Raw genomic sequence first — 18,328 nt, forward strand, 5'->3', positions numbered from 1 at the left:
CCGGAGGGTTCGTTAGCTTTTATAATGGTTATTCAACTTTGGAAAGAGCATCTTTAATGGCTTCCAGAAGTCCTTCACTGGAACCGGTGGCACCGGAGACCGCATCCACATCGGTGGACTGGTTTTCCAGAACGGCTTCGATAACAGCATCAAAGGCGCCGTCAGACAAGCCCGGGGTGTCTGCTGATTCAACCACCTCAATGGACTGAATAACCCCGTCAAGAACAGTCACCTCAACAACCACATCGTCTGCATATCCCTGTCCTGTGCCTGTTACTGTCTGGGGGGTTGCTGCAGGTGCCTCTTCTGTCGCTCCCGATCCACCACAGGCAGTCAATACTCCCATGGTAAGCACTGCAACCATCATCAATATCAGTACACCTTTCATTTGCTTCTTAAGCATCATACGCCTCCTTCATATTTAACAACGATCGATTGACCATTCCGTTAATACCTTCATCATTATACCCACATACATCAATTTAAACAAGTGGTTATTACTGACACGGGACATTTGTGCCACGCCTGTTGCGTATTTTTGTATCATCCATCTTCCTTTATCCCTGTTCTTCAATCACTTCTTCACTGACGACTTCATTTTGAAGAAAAACATTCGTTTGGGAGCTTAATAAAAAGTGATATTTATCCCTCTATTTCTGTCAATGATTCTTACCGTTCTTCATCTTTTCCAGCCCGATGTTTTAACCAAAAAGCTGCGGCTTCTGTTCGATTGGTCACGTTTATTTTTTTCATGATTTTAGTAATCAGATTGCGCACTGTCTTTTCTGCCAAAAAAAGACTTTCGCCAATTTCTTTATTGGTTTTTCCCTGACTAATCAGGTTCAAAACCAACTGTTCCCGATCAATCAACTGGGCAATCAGCGGATCTCTGGATGTGGACAACATGGTATTTCCCACCGATGGATCCATCACCATCAGGCTGTTTAAGACGTTATGAATCGCCTGAATGATAGAGCGTCCATCCACATTTTTCAGCAAGTATCCGTCAGCACCGTTACGCAGGCTTTCCTGAACCATATAATCCTCTGCAAAAGCTGTCAGAATCAACACTTTTGAACTTGGAACCATTCGCTTGATTTCTCTGACACCTTCAGCGCCATAGCCGTCGGGCAGTTTCATGTCAAGCAGTATCAGGTCAGGTGTGATCGATGACAACTGCTGGTAGGCTTCAGACAATGATGCTGCCTCTGCGCAGACTTTCAGTTCAGGATCATTGTCAATTAATCCTTTGAGCCCCATTCGTACAATGTTATGATCGTCCACCAGCATGATCTGACTGATGTCATTTTTCATCTTATCGCTCCTCCCAGGGAACCATGATGGTTACGCAGGTGTGTAATTGCCGACGTTCAAAATGAATGGTGGCATTCATTTTTTCTGCCCTTTCTTTCATGGATCGTATTCCAAAACCTTGAAGAGAATCAGATGTTAATGAAATGCCAATGCCATTGTCTTCAATACGAATCACCAGTTCTTCAAGGTTTGAGGTGGCTGTCAGTCGAACATGATCTGCCAAGGCATGCTTTTGAATATTCAGCAGCGCCTCCTGTACAATATAATACAGCTGTGCATTTTTCTCGGCAGAGAGTTTTCCCAGCACCATCGGCGGGACATGATACTCAAAATCCAGTTTTGCCTGAGATTGCATTCGAAAGCGATCTACGAGATGTTGCAGATTTTCCTGAAAGTCTTCCATAACAAGGCTGCTCTCAGAAAAACTCTTCAGAAACGCCCGGGCTTCTCCAATGGTTGTATTCAACTCATCTTTGAGTACCAACAACCCTTCTTCATAGGTGGTCGGGTCTTTTCCAAGCATATTTTCAATATAGATTCCTGCTCCAAAAAGACGTTGGATAATCTGATCATGCACCATTCGAGTGGTTTTCTTTCGTTCCTGCAGCAAGAGCTGTTGTTGCGCATACTCATTGAGACGTTCCTGCATTTCCCAGCAGAAAGAATCAAACAGCCGTATGGTCAATATGGTAATGCCGATGGCTGACCCCGCCCGCAACAGCTCAATTGGAAGCCTTGATGTCATGATCGTGGCTTCCATCACCGAGACATTTTGGTGTAAACCTGTCATTTGTGGCGTCAAGAGCCCCGCTGTGATCCCGTAGACGATGAACAGAACGCCGGCAACACTATAGAACCGGGCATAAACCGGCAACTTGAGTAACCGCAGTTGACGCCCACTGAGGTAGTAGGCCACACCCGACAGCAGTGCCCCAGGGAATCCCATGAAATAGCGGGAGAGGTGGTTGAATAAAGTGATGTGACGGTATGCCTGCACCGGAGCGCCATAGTATCTTCCAAGGTAGAAAAAACACCAAAGGGTAAAAATCATCGTTGGAATCCAAATATGCAGGTTTAAATGTTTTAGGCGGTACCGCACCAACAGGGCTATGGCAAAGCTGAGTAAGAATGCATAGGAAGCACCATTAACAAGGGTTTCGATTAGGTAAAGCCCCGAATCAATTTCCTGATAAACACCCATCACCCGCAACATGATTATCCATTCGGAAATACCATGAAGCACCCCAAAAAAACCCAGCAAGTGAATACATCGCATCAGTGGAAATTCACTGCTATGCCGCAACTTTTGTTGCAATGATGAGGTTCCCAGAGTAAAAAAGGCCAAGCCATAAAAGAAAAAAAGCCAAATATACGAATGGGAATTGATCAGCACAAACACGTCTCCTCCCAACGGATCGATTCAGTGTGGTCTTCACCCCTTGATCAAGTCCGGTTTTCAGTCATCTTAACACTTCCACACCATCATTTTAACAGATTTCAGCAAGTTTTTCGATGAATTTCTCTTGCACTTACTTCTTTGGCAAAAGCAGACACCGTCTCACGGAGCATCAGGTGATTCATTCATCATTTTACGAACCCGCTGTTCATCCCGGTAGAGTATGGGGGCAGAGGAAAAAAACTGTCCTTCTTCAAAGGCTTTTCTTTCCATATTCATCAACTCATGGGTAATCCGGGTCATATTGCGAGGCGTTTCTGGCGGCTGAACAAATGCATCGTCACCCAGTGTATGTCTTCGATAATAAACATAGCTTTTCCAAAGACGTTGTTTGATCCGACTCACCTTTGATGGTTGCCTTAGAATCGCCTGTATTTGTATTTTAAGTTCTTCTGCATACCCGGGAAAAAAGCCCTTAGGCAGTGCTGCCAGGTCTTTTCCGATCTGCCGTGCGGCTGGCTCGTCCAACTCTTGACACAAAAATTTAACTGTGTACCATAAATTATACAGTTCCTGCTTCGATGTCACCTCTTGTCTTCCCACCCAGACAAACGCATGCAATCTTCTGCGCCAATCCCACCAACGCAGCGGGCTCTCAAGATCAACAGCGGGGATAAGAAAAAAACCTTCCTCAAGTAGCAATGCCCCCAGAACGCCCGGAGGATGTCCCAGTCTTTGGTTTTTAAGACTTGTACGGTAAACGCCACAGGTAGGGCTTCCCTCCATAAAAACATACCCGACCGCACCGGCTGATCTCAAAATCTCCAGAGACTGGAGACACGCCTGTTTGACAGCATCTGTCACATCTTTTCCCCTGCGATTCAACACACGTGCTTTTCCTGCCCATACATCGTGACCATTACCTCCCGACAGTCGAATGGGATCTCTGGGGACACCCAGGCCAGCCATCACTTCAGGACACACCGGATGCCAGATAAAATCACCCTGCTCCCTGTTCAAAAGCCGGATTCGATCCCACCCTTTCCGGTTATATCTGTAGGGTGCCCCAAAATTACACCCACTCACTCCCAAAACCACTTTATCCTGCAAAATGAACTTCATGAACATCAGCTCCATTTCTGATCATTTATACTTCTACAGATTCCGCTGTCTTCGGCCTTCCTTGAGCTTATACCCATTGCATGGTTTAATATGCAAAAAACCCGCCATAGCGGCAGGTTTCAGGCTGTTGCAAAGCAACACAAGCTTTACCCTCATGCGGCAGTTTTTGTGATGTCAGAATAATAATGTTACCTGGTTAGCATGGTGCCAATTCCATCGTTGGTGAAAATTTCAAGCAGTAATGCATGTGGTTTATTGCCATTGATCATGTGAACGCGTTCAACGCCTCCCATAACAGCCTTTCGGCAGTATTTTATTTTTGGGATCATTCCATTTCGAACAATCCCCCGGGCGATGAGATCGTCGATTTCATCCACATGAATATGCGACAGCAGACTCCCTGGTGATTCTACCGATTCCAGCACACCTTCAACATTGGTGATGTACACCAGTTTCTTGGCATTCAATGCCAATGCAATTCGCGAAGCTGCTTCGTCGGCATTAATGTTGTATGACTCACCGGAGGTACCAATGCCGACTGGTGCCACCACCGGAACATAATCCAGATTCAACAGCTGATGAATCAGTTCGCCTCTCACTTCTTTCACTTTTCCCACCATCCCTAGAGCCGGGTCGCGGACTTCAGACACCAGCAGTCTCCCATCTTTTCCGCTGATGCCAGTTGCCAGCACACCCATCTGATTCAGGCGGCCGACTATTTCTGAGTTGATTTTTCCCAGCAGCGCCATCTCCACCAATGTCATGGTTTCAGCATCAGTCACCCGAAGTCCATTCACATAGACCGGCTCTTTGCCCATTTTCTCCATGAGAGCGTTGATTTCCGGTCCACCACCATGAACGATCACAGGGTTCATCCCCACATATTTCATCAGCACTATGTCTTCAATGACAGTCTGTTTTAACTCTTCGTCAATCATGGCATTCCCCCCGTATTTAACGACCACAATTTCATTTCTAAATTGCTTAATATAGGGGATACTCTCCACCAAAATGCCGGCTTTTTCACAGGGGTTCATATGAACCACTCCTCCTTAAATGTATATATATACACTTATACTTATAAATAGCCTTATTGTCAAGTTCTTTTTGCTGTTTGCCCGTTATCTATGACACCTTTATTTCAGTTATCAAAAAATTGATCCTTACTGTCTTTGGCAGACTCCCAGTTGACAGCTTTTCGAAAAAAGCGCATTCTGAAAATCAAAACCCGACGCTTTGTGAGCATTTTCTCCGCAGCTTAGTTGCTGTGCCGTTATCTGAACCATAAATAAGCAGACGCCTTCTTTATAAAGAAAACGTCTGCTTATTTATATTTATTCAATTTGTTATGGCATCTGTGCATGATTCACCAGAACTAAAACCACTTTTTCTTTTTGGATCCCCCAAAGAACGATTTTATCATCAGCAGCAATTTAAACGCTTCCTTTAGGGGCTCCACCACTTCTTCATTGATGCCTTCCACCATATCTGTCACATAATCAGTCACATCGCTGACATTTTCAATGGCCGACTGAACATGTACCATACTTTGATCCACATGTTTCGTGATCCCTTCCACATGTTCAAGTACACGGGGAATACGTTCCAGGGACTCGTCCAGGTGTTTTTCATTTTTTGAAACAATTTCTTGGATACTCTTCAGTGTTTCATTCACCCGCATGAGCAGGATCAGAAGATAGACCAGCACACCCACACCTAAAACAGACATCAGCACGACGAGCAATTCGCCAACAGTGATGGTTGCATTCATGTAATCACACCTTTATGGAAGATTGTTATTTTTCAAGTTCTTTTTTTGCAGCTTCGGCAGCTTTTTCAACTTTCTGCTTCGCTTCTTTCCCTTTTTCAACTTTTTCTTCCACAGCTTCTTCAACCTGATCCTTGACATCCTCGACTTTGTCTTCCACATCCTCTGCCATCGCGTCAAGTTCTGCTTCAAGGCTATCTTTATCCCGCTTGATTTTCAATTTCAAGTCGACTGCTTTCTCTTTCAGGTCATCAGCCTTGTCACCAATCACTTCTTTTGTTTCTTCATAAAAGGAGCTGATTTTTTCTTTGCTCTCTTCCAGATTTTCGCCCAGTCTGATTTTGGTTTCTTTCAGTTCCTCTTCAACCTTTTCCTTAGCTTTTAAAATTTCTTCCTTTGTTTTTTTGCGGGTGTTTTCTCCTTTGTCAGGAGCAAAGAAAACACCGGCTAAGCCACCAAGGAATGCACCGGTAACCAGACCTTTTGCAACACCCCTTCTTTTTTCAGCCACTTTTTCTTTCCGTGCACGTTCAGGATCAAGCACCTTTTTCAGTTCATGCATTTTTTTGGACAATTCTTTCAAGCTCATGCACTTTCACTCCCTTATTTGATGACGTTGTTTCGTTGAATTATACCCCATCTTATGCAATATAAACAAGCATTTTGAGACTTTTGGCGTTCTTCATCGACAGAAATGCCGAAAAAAATAAAGTAGCCCCCAGAAAAACCGGGGGCTGATGGCGATATTAGTCTGAAGTTGTTGTACTATTTTTACTGCAGGCTTTACCTAAAACCCATTAATCTCTTCCAGGAGATTTCGACGGTATTGAAGGTAAAGCTGTTTCAGGCTGTTCACTTGCTCCGCAATGTACAACTGCAGTTCAGAAACACGTGCATAGTCTTGATCAGCAACTGCTTCTCTCAACTGTGTCAGATACGCTTTCTTTTCAAGGCTGTCTTTCATCAGCTCGTACCGAATGGCATTGATTTTTTCCCAGTTAACGACATCAATATCGGTAACGTACTCCAACCCATGAAGCTTATTGGTTTTGCGAACAAGTTTCATGTGCTGATAAATGATGCGCCCGGAAATTTCGCTGACCCATTGGTCCAGAGTAGCCAGCTCATAAGAATGGACTATGGCTTCTGTAAAAACGTTACCTCGGAATAATTTTTCTCTTTTAGCAGCAGCTCCGCGGAAGATCGTCAGGTTTTCCCAAACAGTAGCTGGCGGCTTGCTGAAAAGCTGATTTCTTTCTTTTTCTGTATAGTCATCAAAAACATCATGCTCACTGCGGAACATTCGATCGTCTGCCAGGTAGAATTTCTCTTCACCGGCAGCTTTGGAAAACTCCAGCTCCAGTTCTTTCGAGGATAAGCCGGCAGCGGCCACTGCCTTGATCCCATCAAGCATCATCTGATAGGAAGCTGCCACGTACAGGTAGGTGTTAGAAAGCGGATTGGGTGCACGCAGCTCAAAGCGGGTGGCCAACGGATTCTTCATGTCGCGCACTAATCCAACGAGTACCGTTCTGTTTCGGGAAGGGGACTGAGGTGTGTGACCCACTGACCCCACAATGCACACCGGTGCCTCAAACCCCGGCTTCAGCCGGTTGAAGGCATCATTGGTGGAAGTAACAAACGGGTTAATTGCTTCATAGTTTTCCAAGAGCCCCATGAGACAGCCCCACCCTGCCGGGCTTAAATACTCATCAGTTTCAGCCGCAGTCATCAAGTTAATAAACTGACCACTTTTCAGGGAGAGTCCGATCCCCATATGTGTGTGTTTCCCACTGCCAGCAACACCCTCAATGGGTTTTGCCATAAAAGTGACTTCCAGCCCATATTTTTCGAAGACTTCCTCAATAATATCCCTGACAAAAGCTTCATTGTCAGCTGTCTCCATGGGAGTGTTATATTTCCAGTCGATTTCAAGCTGCTCCATGACATGGTCCAGTTTGCCTGTGTTGCCAATTTTAGCCGTCACACCGCCCACTTCCTTGTGCCCCATCTCGGGCTCAAGACCGTAGTACTCCAGCATCATCATGGTTTCTTCCAGGGCTGTCCGCACACTGCCTTTTGTGCGCTTCCAATACTGCTCTTTCAGCGTTTGTGAAGTGGACAGCTTTTCGATATTGGCTCTATCCTGGGGCGTTCTAACCCAAAACTCCAGCTCTGTTGCTGCAGTCAGCTTCACTTTATCAATGTCATCTACAGAGCTAATTCCATAAGGTTTTAACATTTCAGGGTGAGCACTGAATGTATTTTTTAGTTCTGTGTCAAAAAACAGTTCCAGCCGTTTCAAGACACCACGGGAACCAACATAGGTGTTTTCATGTTCCAAAAAAGCAGGAATGCGAAGTGTTCCGATGGGAAGTCCAGTTTCTTCATGGAGGTGATCTGGATTGTAGTCCACATACCAGTTAACTTCCAGATCTGGAATGATATCCACTTTGGCATTATTGAGCGTTGCAATCTCATGAAGCATAACACTGGAACCGTCCGTTTGAACACCCAGTTTTAAAAAGGCTTCCACATCATCCAGCATAATGGAAATGGGAATTTTTTCATCTGTATTATTTCCTCTCAGATCAACCCCCACCAGCGAAACAAACTGGATGTTGGGGAATGCCTGCAACAACCTGGTCAGCAAGTCCTTGTCATGGGCCCATACAGGCACACTGTAGAGCAACTTCTGTGACAATAAATGATCAAGGTTTTTTTCCATTGTCATAGCCTCCTTCGCCTTGATGAATCGACACCATCAATAAAACTAATTATAGCATGCTCCATTCAATTGTAAAGGGGGAAATGTAAAATAATTCACATAAGTGTATATTTATGCAAACCTTTTCCCGTTTTATCTATGCAAAAACCTCCGTGAAAAGGAGGTTTTTGCAGGCAGTTATTAATAATGCCAGTTTGCCTGTGTGTCTTCTTTGTCTTTATCTGCTTCTGAATTTTGGTCAACTTTGGTGATCATGACTTTTTCAATCACTCCATCAGTGGCTTTAACAACTTTGATGCGAATATCTCCCGATTCGAACTCTGATCCCTGCGAAACGGGTACACAGGCTTCTTCTGCCAGACTGCACACCAGTCCCCCCACAGTGTTCCCCCGGTTTGTCGGCAAATCCAATCCGGTATCCTGATGAATTTTATCAACACTGGTGGATGCAGAGTAAACTCTGTCATCCCGGGCAACAAAGTCTTTCTTCGGCGCCAGGTATTTTAGAATGGCAAAAACACCGGCAATGGCCAATGTTCCCAGCACCATATCCATCATGGTTTCACCGTATATCAACATCTTTCGGGCGATGACAAATAACACCAACTCCAAAATGGCATTTGTTGAATGGGATAACAGCATCAGCATCAGCTCGATGCCAACCACCAATAGCAGTGTATGCGCCAAAAAATGCTTGAAGACGGCATATGCTTCATCCGTTCCTGCCTGTAAAATTACTAAGAAATACTTGACAATGTCAATAAGGCCTATGGCGATTCCAACCGCCAGCAGTACAGCCAAAATAACTTCCAAAACATACGTGTATTCTTCCAGTTTCTTCATAATGGTAAACTCTTTCAACTCAGCATCTCCTATTCATTGGTGATATGTTGCGGCTCTGTTCATCATTCTGATATGAATCAACAGTGGCAGGGGGTACTATCCATTTTAAAATCGCACTATTTCATAAATCCCTTCTTTCCGCAATCATCATTCCATGAGAGATGTCAGGGCTGCCACACCATTTCAATCATGGTCAGATCATCTTTTAAACGCGACTGATGATCTACCATTTGCTTGAAATTCATGGCAAAGGGCCTTCCCTGACCGTTACTGTCAGCCAGATATTCGCCAGCCATGTGCTGCAATTTATCATAGTCCATGGGTTGCCTCATGTCATCCTCCAGTTCCAACAGTCCGTCTGAATAGACCAGTAACCTGTCTCCAGGCTGCAACTGAAGTATTCCTTCCTCATATCCCTGCGAGAACTCAAAACCAATCGGCGTGCCATAGGCGTTCAGTGTTTCAACTGTCTGATCCTGCCGCATAAGAAGCGGTTCAGGATGGGCGCCTCGAACATAACGCAGCTCACCAGTCTCCACATTGAACACCATGTAGAAAATTGTAAAATAATGCTGGTATTTTGTAAAGGAAAATCTTTTATTCAAGTAGTGAATCACTTCCACCGGTGATACAATTTCATAGTAGGGTGCTTCATCCAGTTCTCTTTTTAAGGGTGTTCCCCGATTCACATCCACCACCAGGAACTCAGAAAGTGCCACGGCCAGCATGGATGATGCCACTCCGTGTCCCATCACATCCACCATATAAAGTCCCATGTGCCGGTCATCCAGCATGAAGATGTCGTAAATGTCGCCTCCCACTTTTCCAGAAGGTTGAAAGTGACAATAGAAATTGCAAAAAGGTACTTGTATCAGATTTTGAGGTATCAGCGACTCCTGAATTTTAGCCGCTAATGTCAGGTGATGATCCAGCTCCGCCCGTTGTCGATTAATTTTATGAAGACTCTCTTCCAATGCACGCCGGGTCATCTCCAGCCTGTTTTTCAACTCCACTTGTTTCAACAGACTGTTGATGCACTCTTTCAGCTCTATTTCCGAAACTGGTTCCAAAAGGCACTGAGTGACTCCTGCAGAGAACAGCGCCTCTTTTGTGGTGTTCCCCTTGTCAGGAAGCTGCACAACAATGGGCGTTTCTTTCAGTTTCATTTGTAATCTGGCATGTTTGATACAGTCAAGCAGCTTAGGTATGTTTTCGTCGTCGGTTTGGACGAAGATCAGCTGCGGCTCCATGCGAAGCACTTCTTGCAACACACCGTCGTCGCAGATACGCTGAATTACCTCAAAGCCCCATTTTCGAAACTGGTCTTTGTTTAGTCTGTTATTATGGGTGCTGGTTTCCAGAATCAGTATTTTGGCAGCTTGCATCGTCGCTTCAGGTTCCTTTCGCTCCGGTTTCAGCAGGATCGGAAACGTCGGCCACGCAGTTCTGTGGCGTCGTCACTGATATGATGTCCCCGTTGTTGTTGAGTCTTTCTATCAGTGTAACGTTTCTTTAGTGACAAGGCAACGGCTTTTTTCGGTTGTTTGTCATCTGTGTATTGGGGAATGTATGTAACAATGCTGGTGTTGTTGAATCTATCACAAGAAAGAAAGGTGAATGCCATGGAAATTCGTTTTCTGGGTGCTGCTCAGGTCGTCACCGGTTCCAACATTCTAATCGAAACGAAATCAAGACGCTTTCTAATTGACTGTGGCCTTTTTCAGGGGAGCAGCGAACTGGAAACTCTGAACCGAAAGCCCTTTACCTATGACCCCGCCACCATTGACTATCTATTTTTGACCCATGCGCACATCGATCACAGCGCCCGGATTCCGCTGCTGGTCAAAGAGGGTTTCAGGGGGAAAATTTTTACCACCCGGGCCACCAGCGATCTGGCAGAGATTATGCTGCTGGACAGCGCCCATATTCAGGAAAATGACGCTGAATGGACCAATCGAAAACGGGAACGGGCAGGAGATCAACCCATTGAACCTCTTTATACTGTCAGGGATGCCGAAGAAAGCCTGCGGTACTTTCATCCCGTTCTCTATGATCAAAAAATTGTGATTGACCATCAGATCAGCATTCGATTCAGGGATGCAGGTCATATTTTGGGTTCAGCCATCCTTGAACTCTGGATTGCAGAGCCAAATGGCGGCGAAGCGCCAGACACTGTGAAAATAGTCTTTTCCGGCGATCTTGGCATGCCTGACAAACCATTGATACGCGACCCCGAAATCATCGAAGAGGCAGACTACCTCATCATGGAATCCACCTATGGAGACCGCACTCATGAACAGGTGTCAGACCGAATGAAATTATTGATGAGCGCCATTAACCGAACACTTCAACGGGGTGGTACCGTCATCATTCCTTCTTTTGCCGTTGGACGGACCCAAGAGCTGATCTATGAGCTGAATCGTTATTTTGGCGAATCAAACGAGATGGATCTTTTCCGAAAAACACCGGTTTATATCGACAGTCCCATGGCCATCTCTGCCACGAAAATATTTAAGAAGAATGCCCATTCTTTTGATGATACCACCAAAGAGCTGATTCTCAGGGGAGATAACCCGCTGTCATTTGACAACCTTCATTTTGTTAGGGATCATCATGAATCCATTAAGTTAAACACTGCCACCCATCCAAAAATCATCATTTCTGCCAGCGGCATGTGTACCGCCGGCCGGGTGCGCCATCATCTGAAGCACCATTTATGGAACCCGAAAAACACAGTGATTTTTGTGGGTTATCAGGCCCAGGGAACACTGGGACGGTTACTGAAAGATGGCATTAAGAAAGTGAAGCTTCTGGGGGAAGAAATCGCTGTAAAAGCTGAAATGGTGAGCATCGACGGTTTTTCAGGGCATGCTGACCAACCGGCTTTGCTGGAGTGGTTGCGAGGCTTTCAAAAGAAGCCCAAGAAAATATTTCTGGTTCATGGCGAACCAGATGCCTCCAGCGCACTGGCTGTTCTGATTCGGGATCAGTTTCACATACCTGTTGAAATCCCTTCTGTAGGCTATGTTTTTGAAATGGAAGAAGCCGTGTTAAAAGCCGATTCTAACGAAGTGTTACTGCCCATTCAGCGAAAAGAGAACATTAAACGGGAACTTGAGCAGGTTTACCGGCAGATTGAAAGCCTGGTTCCCCAGACAGAACGCTTACTGGATGAAGAAATGTTAAAGAAGGATTATGATGCTCTGAAAAACAAGTTGATTGATCTGCAGCAGGAACTGATTGCACTGGGCATGCTTTTAGGTGATTGATCAGGCTGAGGCTGCCGGGCTTTAACCCAGCAGCCTTTTGGCTGTCTTCACTGCCTGCACCGCATCTGGTGCATAGACCGCCCCGATGCTCTCTGCATATCCCTGCGTCAGCACCGCGCCGCCCACCATCAGGGGTATTGCCATTCCCGCCGTTTTTAGAAGTGCTGCCACCTGTTCCATCTGCTGCATGGTGGTGGTCATAAGGGCACTGAGTCCAATGAGGTGTGCCCCTTCCCGCTGAGCTGCCTCCACAATGGTTTCCGCCGGTACATCCCGCCCCAGATCCACCACGCGAAAGCCATGGTTTTCCATCATCACTGATACAATATTCTTTCCAATATCATGAATATCGCCTTTCACAGTGGCCATGACAATGGTCCCTCTGCTGGTTTCATCAGATCCCGGCAGGGCTTTTTTAATGGCGGCAAAGGCTTCCTGTGTGGCTTCGGCTGCCATGAGCAGTTGCGGAAGAAAATAGGTACCGTCTTCATACCAGTCCCCCACCTTCCCCAGAGCCGGCGAGATCACCTCTTCGATGATCTTCAGTCCGTTCCATCCCTCTGCCAGCAGGGCTTCCACCAGGGGAAGAATGCCTTCGGCATCCCCCTGAACAATTTTCTGATGAAGTCGATGAGCCGGGGTTTGCGCTTCCTTCGCCGTCGGTGAATCCGCCGCAAATGTACCCGGTTTTGATATTTTTCCAATATCTGATTTTCCAGTGGATGCTGTTGTCTGTGTCTGATACCCGGGCTGAGACTCAGCGGTTGCCGCCATTTTGATATACCTGCCGGCTTTCTGGTCACGCCCCGTCAGCACATCTGCTGCTGCCACCGTCTGACGATACAGCGGCTCCCTGGGATTGATGATGGGAATATCCAGCCCGGCTTCCAGTGCCATGGCCAAAAATGCGGCATTCACCGGCTTTCTAGCGGGAAGACCATGGGAAATGTTGCTGACACCTAAGATGGTTTTCACACCCAGTTCTTCCCGAATCATCCGCAGAGCCCGCAGGGTTTCCATCACCAGGTCCTGCTGTGCTCCCGCAGTGAGTGTCAGAGGATCAATGAGAATGTCTTCCCGGCGCATACCTCTCTTGATTGCCGTATCCACCATTTGCCGGGCCACAGCAAGACGACCTTCAGCTTTTTCGGGAATTCCCTTCTCATCCAAAGTGAGGCATAGCAACGCTGCCCCATAGGTGACCGCCAGATCAACCATTCTTTCCAGCAGTGCTGTTTCACCGTTGGCTGAGTTAATCAAGGCTTTACCCCGAATGACTTTCAGTCCTGCTTCAGTCACTTCCGGGTCGGTGGCATCAATGGACAAGGGCAGTGGAACGGTTTGCTGAATTCGCTGTAAGATGCGGGGCATCACTGTTACCTGCTGAATACCGGGAACGCCGGCATTCACATCAATCACCGAGGCACCCGCTTCTTGCTGGCGCAGGGCTTCCTCCACAATGGGATCATACACCTCACTGAGATAGGCTTCTTTAATGGCCTTTCGGGCAGTGGGATTAATGTTCTCGCCGATCATGGGAGTGGGATGGCCGGGACCTGCCATCACCGTAACCTGAGTGCCCGCCAGCTTGGTAATACCACGCTCAGACACCTGCACCGGTTTCAAGGTGCGGGTAATGGCACGAAACGCCGCCAGATGATCTGGTGTGGTGCCACAGCAGCCGCCGATCACATTGGCACCGGCATCCACCATTCCGTTGATAAAAGCGGCCATTTTATCGGGTGTCATCTCAAAGTACGTTTGGGCCTCCCGAAGCACCGGCAAGCCGGCATTGGCCTGGGCCATGAGGGGCAGGCTGGTGACCCGGCGCATCCGGCGAATGATTTCCACCATCACTTCAGGCCCGATGCCACAGTTGGCTCCCAACACACTGACCCCCAGCGCTTCCAGCACTGTGGCCGCCTGTTCCGGATCAGAACCAGTGAGGGTCCTGGCATTGGCATCAAAAGTCATGGTACAGATCACCGGCAGGTTCGCTGCTTTTTTGGCCCCAATGACCGCTGCCCGGGCTTCCTGAATGTCAGACATGGTTTCAATGAGAAACAGGTCGCAGCCTGCTGCTGCCAGCACGCAGGCCTGTTCATGGAAGCAGGCCACCGCATCGTCAAAAGACAATTCACCCATGGGAGCCAGCAATTTGCCTGTCGGACCAATGCCGCCGGCCACCAACCGTTGCTCACCGGCTGCTTCCCGAGCCAGCCTGACTGCCGCCTCATTGATTTTCTCCAGAGAGGCTTCCAGTCCATAGGCTTTCAATTTCAGTGGATTCCCACCAAAAGTATTGGTTTGAATCATGCCGCTGCCCGCCGCCACATAGGCCTCATGGACAGCTTTCACTTTTTCAGGCATATGCACATTTAGTGCCTCTGGGCACTGGACATCGGCCAGCGCATCTCCCAGCATGGTACCCATGGCCCCATCTCCCAGCAGGATGCCGTTTTTCAGACGGTTTACAAGCTGTTCCGGTGTCATTTCTGCTCACTCCCTCTCCAATGATTCTCTTTTACTTCAGCTGTTCAGGATTCAGCACCTGCAGTGATTCCGGCACAAAAAGACCGTCTTTGCGCACCAACACACCGTCAAAGTAGATGTCACCACCGCCGTAAGCAGCGGTTTGAATGCAGACCAAATCCCAGTGCACCGACGACCGGTTGCCGTTGTCAGCTTCGCCATAGGCATTACCGGGGGTGAAATGAAAGCTTCCCATGATTTTTTCATCAAAAAGAGTATCTTTCATGGGATGCAGAATGTAGGGATTCACACCTATGGCAAATTCACCAATATAGCGGGCACCTTCATCGGTATCCAGTACTTCATTGATTTTTGATTCATCATTGCAGATGGCTTTAACAATTTTGCCTTCCTTAAATGTTAGGCAGATGTTTTCATACACAAAACCCTGATGCAGTGAAGGTGTATTGTATGTCAGGGTTCCTTCCACCGAATCTTTCACTGGTGCTGTGTACACCTCACCGTCAGGAATATTTCGTTTGCCGGAACATTTCACCACACCAGTGTCTTTGATGGAAAACCGCAGGTCTGTGCCAGGGCCGGTGATGTGTACTTCGTCAGTCTTCTCCAGCCATTCCACCAAGCTGTCCATGGCTTTGTCCATTTTGGCATAGTCCAGGTTGCACACATTGAAATAAAAATCCTCAAAAGCCTGGGTGCTCATCATCCCGGCCTGTGCCATGGCTTCGTTGGGATAACGCAGTACCACCCATTTGGTATTGCCCACCCGCTCCTGAATGTGCACCGGTCCCACAAAGTGCTCTGAATAGAGGCGCATTTTTTCTCCGGGTACATCTGCCAGTTCATTGGCATTGTTGCCTGCCCGAATACCGATATAAGCATCCATGGCTTTCATCTGCTGCAGTTCAACGGCAGCAGCCAGTTTCACCTGTTCTTCGCCGGCTCCCAGCAGCCACTGACGGGTGAACCGGGGTTCTTTCACTGCAACAAATGGCATTGCTTTCGCCTGATATGCCTCATGAATGAGGGCTTCCACCAGGGGATACTCCAGCCCCACTGCTTCAATGAGAACTTTCTCACCCGGCTGCAGGGAAACAGAATAATGAATCAGGTTATGTGCCAATTGTTGAATGCGCGGATCTTTCATAGATATCCACTCCTTCTCTGTAATGGTCATTTGTCATTGATCATTCATAGCCGCCGACAGTTCTTTGGCCATGTTCATTTTAACACAAACAATCCTCGTCATCACCTTTTTCAATTACTTTCGTATTCATACTTTCGACAGTCAGGCCAGCGATGCAACTTCATGACACTTCCCACTGCCAGCCATTGACATTCTCTTTTGCCTATGCTGTAATTAGGATGTTCTTAATCACGCAGGAAATGGGGAAAAATCATGAAACATCTGCCGACAACACGCGGCATTCCGGTGAAAATGGCCAGTTTGCTGCTTTCTGCTTCATTGCTTTTCGCTGTTCTGTTCTTTGGCTGTAGTACCACCGATCCCGGCTGGTCTGAAAAGACTGAAACAGTACTGGGCACCATCAGCCACATTCGAATTCACAGTGAGCATCGGCCCGAAGGCGACACTGCTGTGGCATCGGCTTTCGAACGGGTACAGGAAATTGAAGGGCGCATGTCTGCCACACTGCCTGACAGCCAAATCTATCACATCAATACCGCTGCAGGCCGAACAGGCGTCACCGTAACTGACGATGTGCTCTTTATGATTGAAGAGGGTCTTCGCTATTATCAGCTCACTGATGGGTTGTTTCATATCGGACTGGGAACCCTGACATCCCTTTGGGGACTCAGCACAGACCGGCCCCAGGTACCCGAGCGAGAAGCCATTCAGAATACCCTGGCGGCCATTGACATCGAAACCATCGAAATTTCAGGCAGTGACGTGCGCATACGCCAACGTGGCACCGCTATTGATCTGGGAGGTATCGCCAAAGGTTATGCCGTGGATGAGGCTGCCCGGGTGCTCCAGGATCTGGGTATCACCAGTGGTTTTGTCAATTTTGGCGGCGATGTCTATGCCTTGGGAGAAAAGCCTGACGGCACTCCCTGGTACGTGGGAATCAAAGAGCCCATCCCTGGCAGCACTGGCCTGGTAGGGCGTCTTGGTGTTACTAATCGATCTGTGGTGACATCAGGTGACTACGAACGTTATCTCGCTGATGAAAACACAGGTGAACGCTTTCACCACATCCTTGATCCCCGCACCGGCAGACCTGCTTCCAACGAACTGGTGAGCGTCACCATCGCCTCTGACACCGCCCTTGAGGGCGACATCCTCTCCACCGCCGTCTTTGTGATGGGGCTGGAGAAAGGTTACCGCTATGTAACTGATACTCCCGGTGCTGATGCCCTTTTTATCACCCGCGACGATGAAGTGATTCTGACCCCCGGACTTCGTCAGGATTTTGAACTGATGAATGAAGCGTATATACTCACTGCCTATGAACCGCCGGCAGCATCCGAATAATGCAGTCCTTTTTTAGCTGACCGGGATTATCCACCGTCACTGCACTTGATCCGTTGTGTTGACTGTCACTGACTTATATGCCAATGACATCTGCCCCGAAAAAGCCTGCTCTCCGTTTTAATCTGAACAGAAGGTATGTAGATTGATGCCGGTCGACTTCATCAAAATTTTATATCAATGCGCTTGTTTCTCAGAGATCTTTTCTGTATGATGGGTTTCAAAACAAAGGAGGCGGTATCATGAAGAAGACGGTTGCCTTTGTGTGCATACACAATTCCTGCCGTTCACAAATGGCTGAGGCCTGGGCGAAGCATCTTGGAAAAGATATTCTGGAAGTTTACTCTGCCGGCACTGAATCTTACCATGAAGTGAAACCTGGTGCAGTGGAGGTCATGAAAGAAGTCGGCCTTGATATGAGTGACCATTATCCGAAGCTACTCTCAGATATTCCTGAAGAAGTGGATATACTAATCACCATGGGTTGTGGTGTGGTATGCCCTTACTGGCCCAACCAACACCAGGAGGATTGGGGACTGGAGGATCCTTCCGGTGGACCCATTGAAGGGTTTCGGACAACTCGGGATCTGATTAAAGAAAAGGTGGAAGATTTGGTGCAGCGTGTTACTGCCGGCGAACTCTAGATTTTCTTAACGCACAAACCCCCTGCTCTAATAGCAGGGGGTTTGAGGTTGTCGAAAAAGTCATGTTTTAGAGATGAAACATGGCTTTTTTGCGCTTAGAATCAGTTTTGAGGGGTGATATTGCTTTGAGAAAGGTATTCCTATCCTCTATTATCAAGGATAGTGGCGATTTTTTTCACATTAAGCGCAGTCGCCGTTAACAGCGCCTGTGCCTTAACTCCCTCTGACCCACGATAGTGAGCGTACCTCATGCCACTTAG

Annotated in this window: 15 protein-coding genes; 3 read left to right on the plus strand and 12 right to left on the minus strand. The window is 47.3% G+C overall.

Annotated elements, in window-relative coordinates; all coding sequences use genetic code 11:
* Positions 1 to 28 precede the first annotated feature (28 nt).
* From AAIG11_RS15770 to AAIG11_RS15815, 10 genes are all read right to left on the minus strand, one after another.
* Positions 29 to 403 carry an FMN-binding protein gene (locus AAIG11_RS15770; protein WP_343187195.1) on the minus strand — a complete coding sequence of 125 codons (375 nt, stop codon included), beginning with the start codon at positions 401 to 403 and terminating at the stop codon, positions 29 to 31.
* 266 nt (positions 404 to 669) lie between these two features.
* Positions 670 to 1,314 carry a response regulator gene (locus AAIG11_RS15775; protein WP_343187196.1) on the minus strand — a complete coding sequence of 215 codons (645 nt, stop codon included), beginning with the start codon at positions 1,312 to 1,314 and terminating at the stop codon, positions 670 to 672.
* A gap of 1 nt (position 1,315) precedes the next feature.
* Positions 1,316 to 2,590, minus strand: coding sequence for a sensor histidine kinase (locus tag AAIG11_RS15780; RefSeq protein ID WP_343187197.1), 1,275 nt, complete (start codon positions 2,588 to 2,590; stop codon positions 1,316 to 1,318).
* A gap of 282 nt (positions 2,591 to 2,872) precedes the next feature.
* A complete protein-coding gene (locus AAIG11_RS15785; protein ID WP_343187198.1) occupies positions 2,873 to 3,832 on the minus strand; it encodes a 2-thiouracil desulfurase family protein in 960 nt (319 codons plus the stop codon).
* 188 nt (positions 3,833 to 4,020) lie between these two features.
* Positions 4,021 to 4,869: an acetylglutamate kinase gene (gene argB / locus AAIG11_RS15790; RefSeq protein WP_343187199.1), complete on the minus strand. Its 849-nt coding sequence runs from the start codon at positions 4,867 to 4,869 to the stop codon at positions 4,021 to 4,023.
* Positions 4,870 to 5,207: 338 nt separating this feature from the next.
* The gene (locus AAIG11_RS15795; RefSeq protein ID WP_283407860.1) at positions 5,208 to 5,603 is read right to left on the minus strand and encodes a hypothetical protein; all 396 of its coding nucleotides are present in this window, start codon (positions 5,601 to 5,603) and stop codon (positions 5,208 to 5,210) included.
* Between the two features lie 25 nt (positions 5,604 to 5,628).
* Complete coding sequence (locus AAIG11_RS15800; RefSeq protein ID WP_343187200.1) at positions 5,629 to 6,189, minus strand: YtxH domain-containing protein; 561 nt, start codon at positions 6,187 to 6,189, stop codon at positions 5,629 to 5,631.
* A 198-nt stretch (positions 6,190 to 6,387) separates the two neighbouring features.
* The gene (locus AAIG11_RS15805) at positions 6,388 to 8,304 is read right to left on the minus strand and encodes a glutamine synthetase (protein ID WP_343187208.1); all 1,917 of its coding nucleotides are present in this window, start codon (positions 8,302 to 8,304) and stop codon (positions 6,388 to 6,390) included.
* Between the two features lie 204 nt (positions 8,305 to 8,508).
* Positions 8,509 to 9,189: an HlyC/CorC family transporter associated domain-containing protein gene (locus tag AAIG11_RS15810; RefSeq protein ID WP_343187201.1), complete on the minus strand. Its 681-nt coding sequence runs from the start codon at positions 9,187 to 9,189 to the stop codon at positions 8,509 to 8,511.
* Between the two features lie 146 nt (positions 9,190 to 9,335).
* Positions 9,336 to 10,556: a SpoIIE family protein phosphatase gene (locus tag AAIG11_RS15815; RefSeq protein ID WP_343187202.1), complete on the minus strand. Its 1,221-nt coding sequence runs from the start codon at positions 10,554 to 10,556 to the stop codon at positions 9,336 to 9,338.
* Positions 10,557 to 10,793: 237 nt separating this feature from the next.
* Here AAIG11_RS15815 and AAIG11_RS15820 point away from each other — a divergent pair, with 237 nt between their 5' ends.
* Positions 10,794 to 12,440 (plus strand): MBL fold metallo-hydrolase RNA specificity domain-containing protein, encoded by a 1,647-nt coding sequence (locus AAIG11_RS15820; RefSeq protein WP_343187203.1) that lies wholly within the window; start codon positions 10,794 to 10,796, stop codon positions 12,438 to 12,440.
* 21 nt (positions 12,441 to 12,461) lie between these two features.
* Here the strand turns inward: AAIG11_RS15820 and AAIG11_RS15825 are convergent, their stop codons facing one another.
* Positions 12,462 to 14,933: a homocysteine S-methyltransferase family protein gene (locus tag AAIG11_RS15825; protein ID WP_343187204.1), complete on the minus strand. Its 2,472-nt coding sequence runs from the start codon at positions 14,931 to 14,933 to the stop codon at positions 12,462 to 12,464.
* A 31-nt stretch (positions 14,934 to 14,964) separates the two neighbouring features.
* Entirely contained in the window at positions 14,965 to 16,080 is a 1,116-nt protein-coding gene (locus AAIG11_RS15830) for an aminopeptidase (protein WP_343187205.1), read from the minus strand.
* 252 nt (positions 16,081 to 16,332) lie between these two features.
* On the opposite strand from AAIG11_RS15830, the gene AAIG11_RS15835 reads away from it, so the two are divergent.
* Together AAIG11_RS15835 and AAIG11_RS15840 are read left to right on the plus strand one after the other, a co-directional pair.
* On the plus strand, positions 16,333 to 17,427 hold the full coding sequence (locus AAIG11_RS15835) for an FAD:protein FMN transferase (RefSeq protein ID WP_343187206.1): 1,095 nt from the start codon (positions 16,333 to 16,335) through the stop codon (positions 17,425 to 17,427).
* A gap of 239 nt (positions 17,428 to 17,666) precedes the next feature.
* Positions 17,667 to 18,068 (plus strand): arsenate reductase ArsC, encoded by a 402-nt coding sequence (locus tag AAIG11_RS15840; protein ID WP_343187207.1) that lies wholly within the window; start codon positions 17,667 to 17,669, stop codon positions 18,066 to 18,068.
* The last annotated feature ends 260 nt before the right edge of the window (positions 18,069 to 18,328 follow it).

The sequence above is a fragment of the Anoxynatronum sibiricum genome (assembly GCF_039414295.1).
Taxonomy (GTDB): Bacteria; Bacillota; Clostridia; order Peptostreptococcales; family Tindalliaceae; genus Anoxynatronum; species Anoxynatronum sibiricum.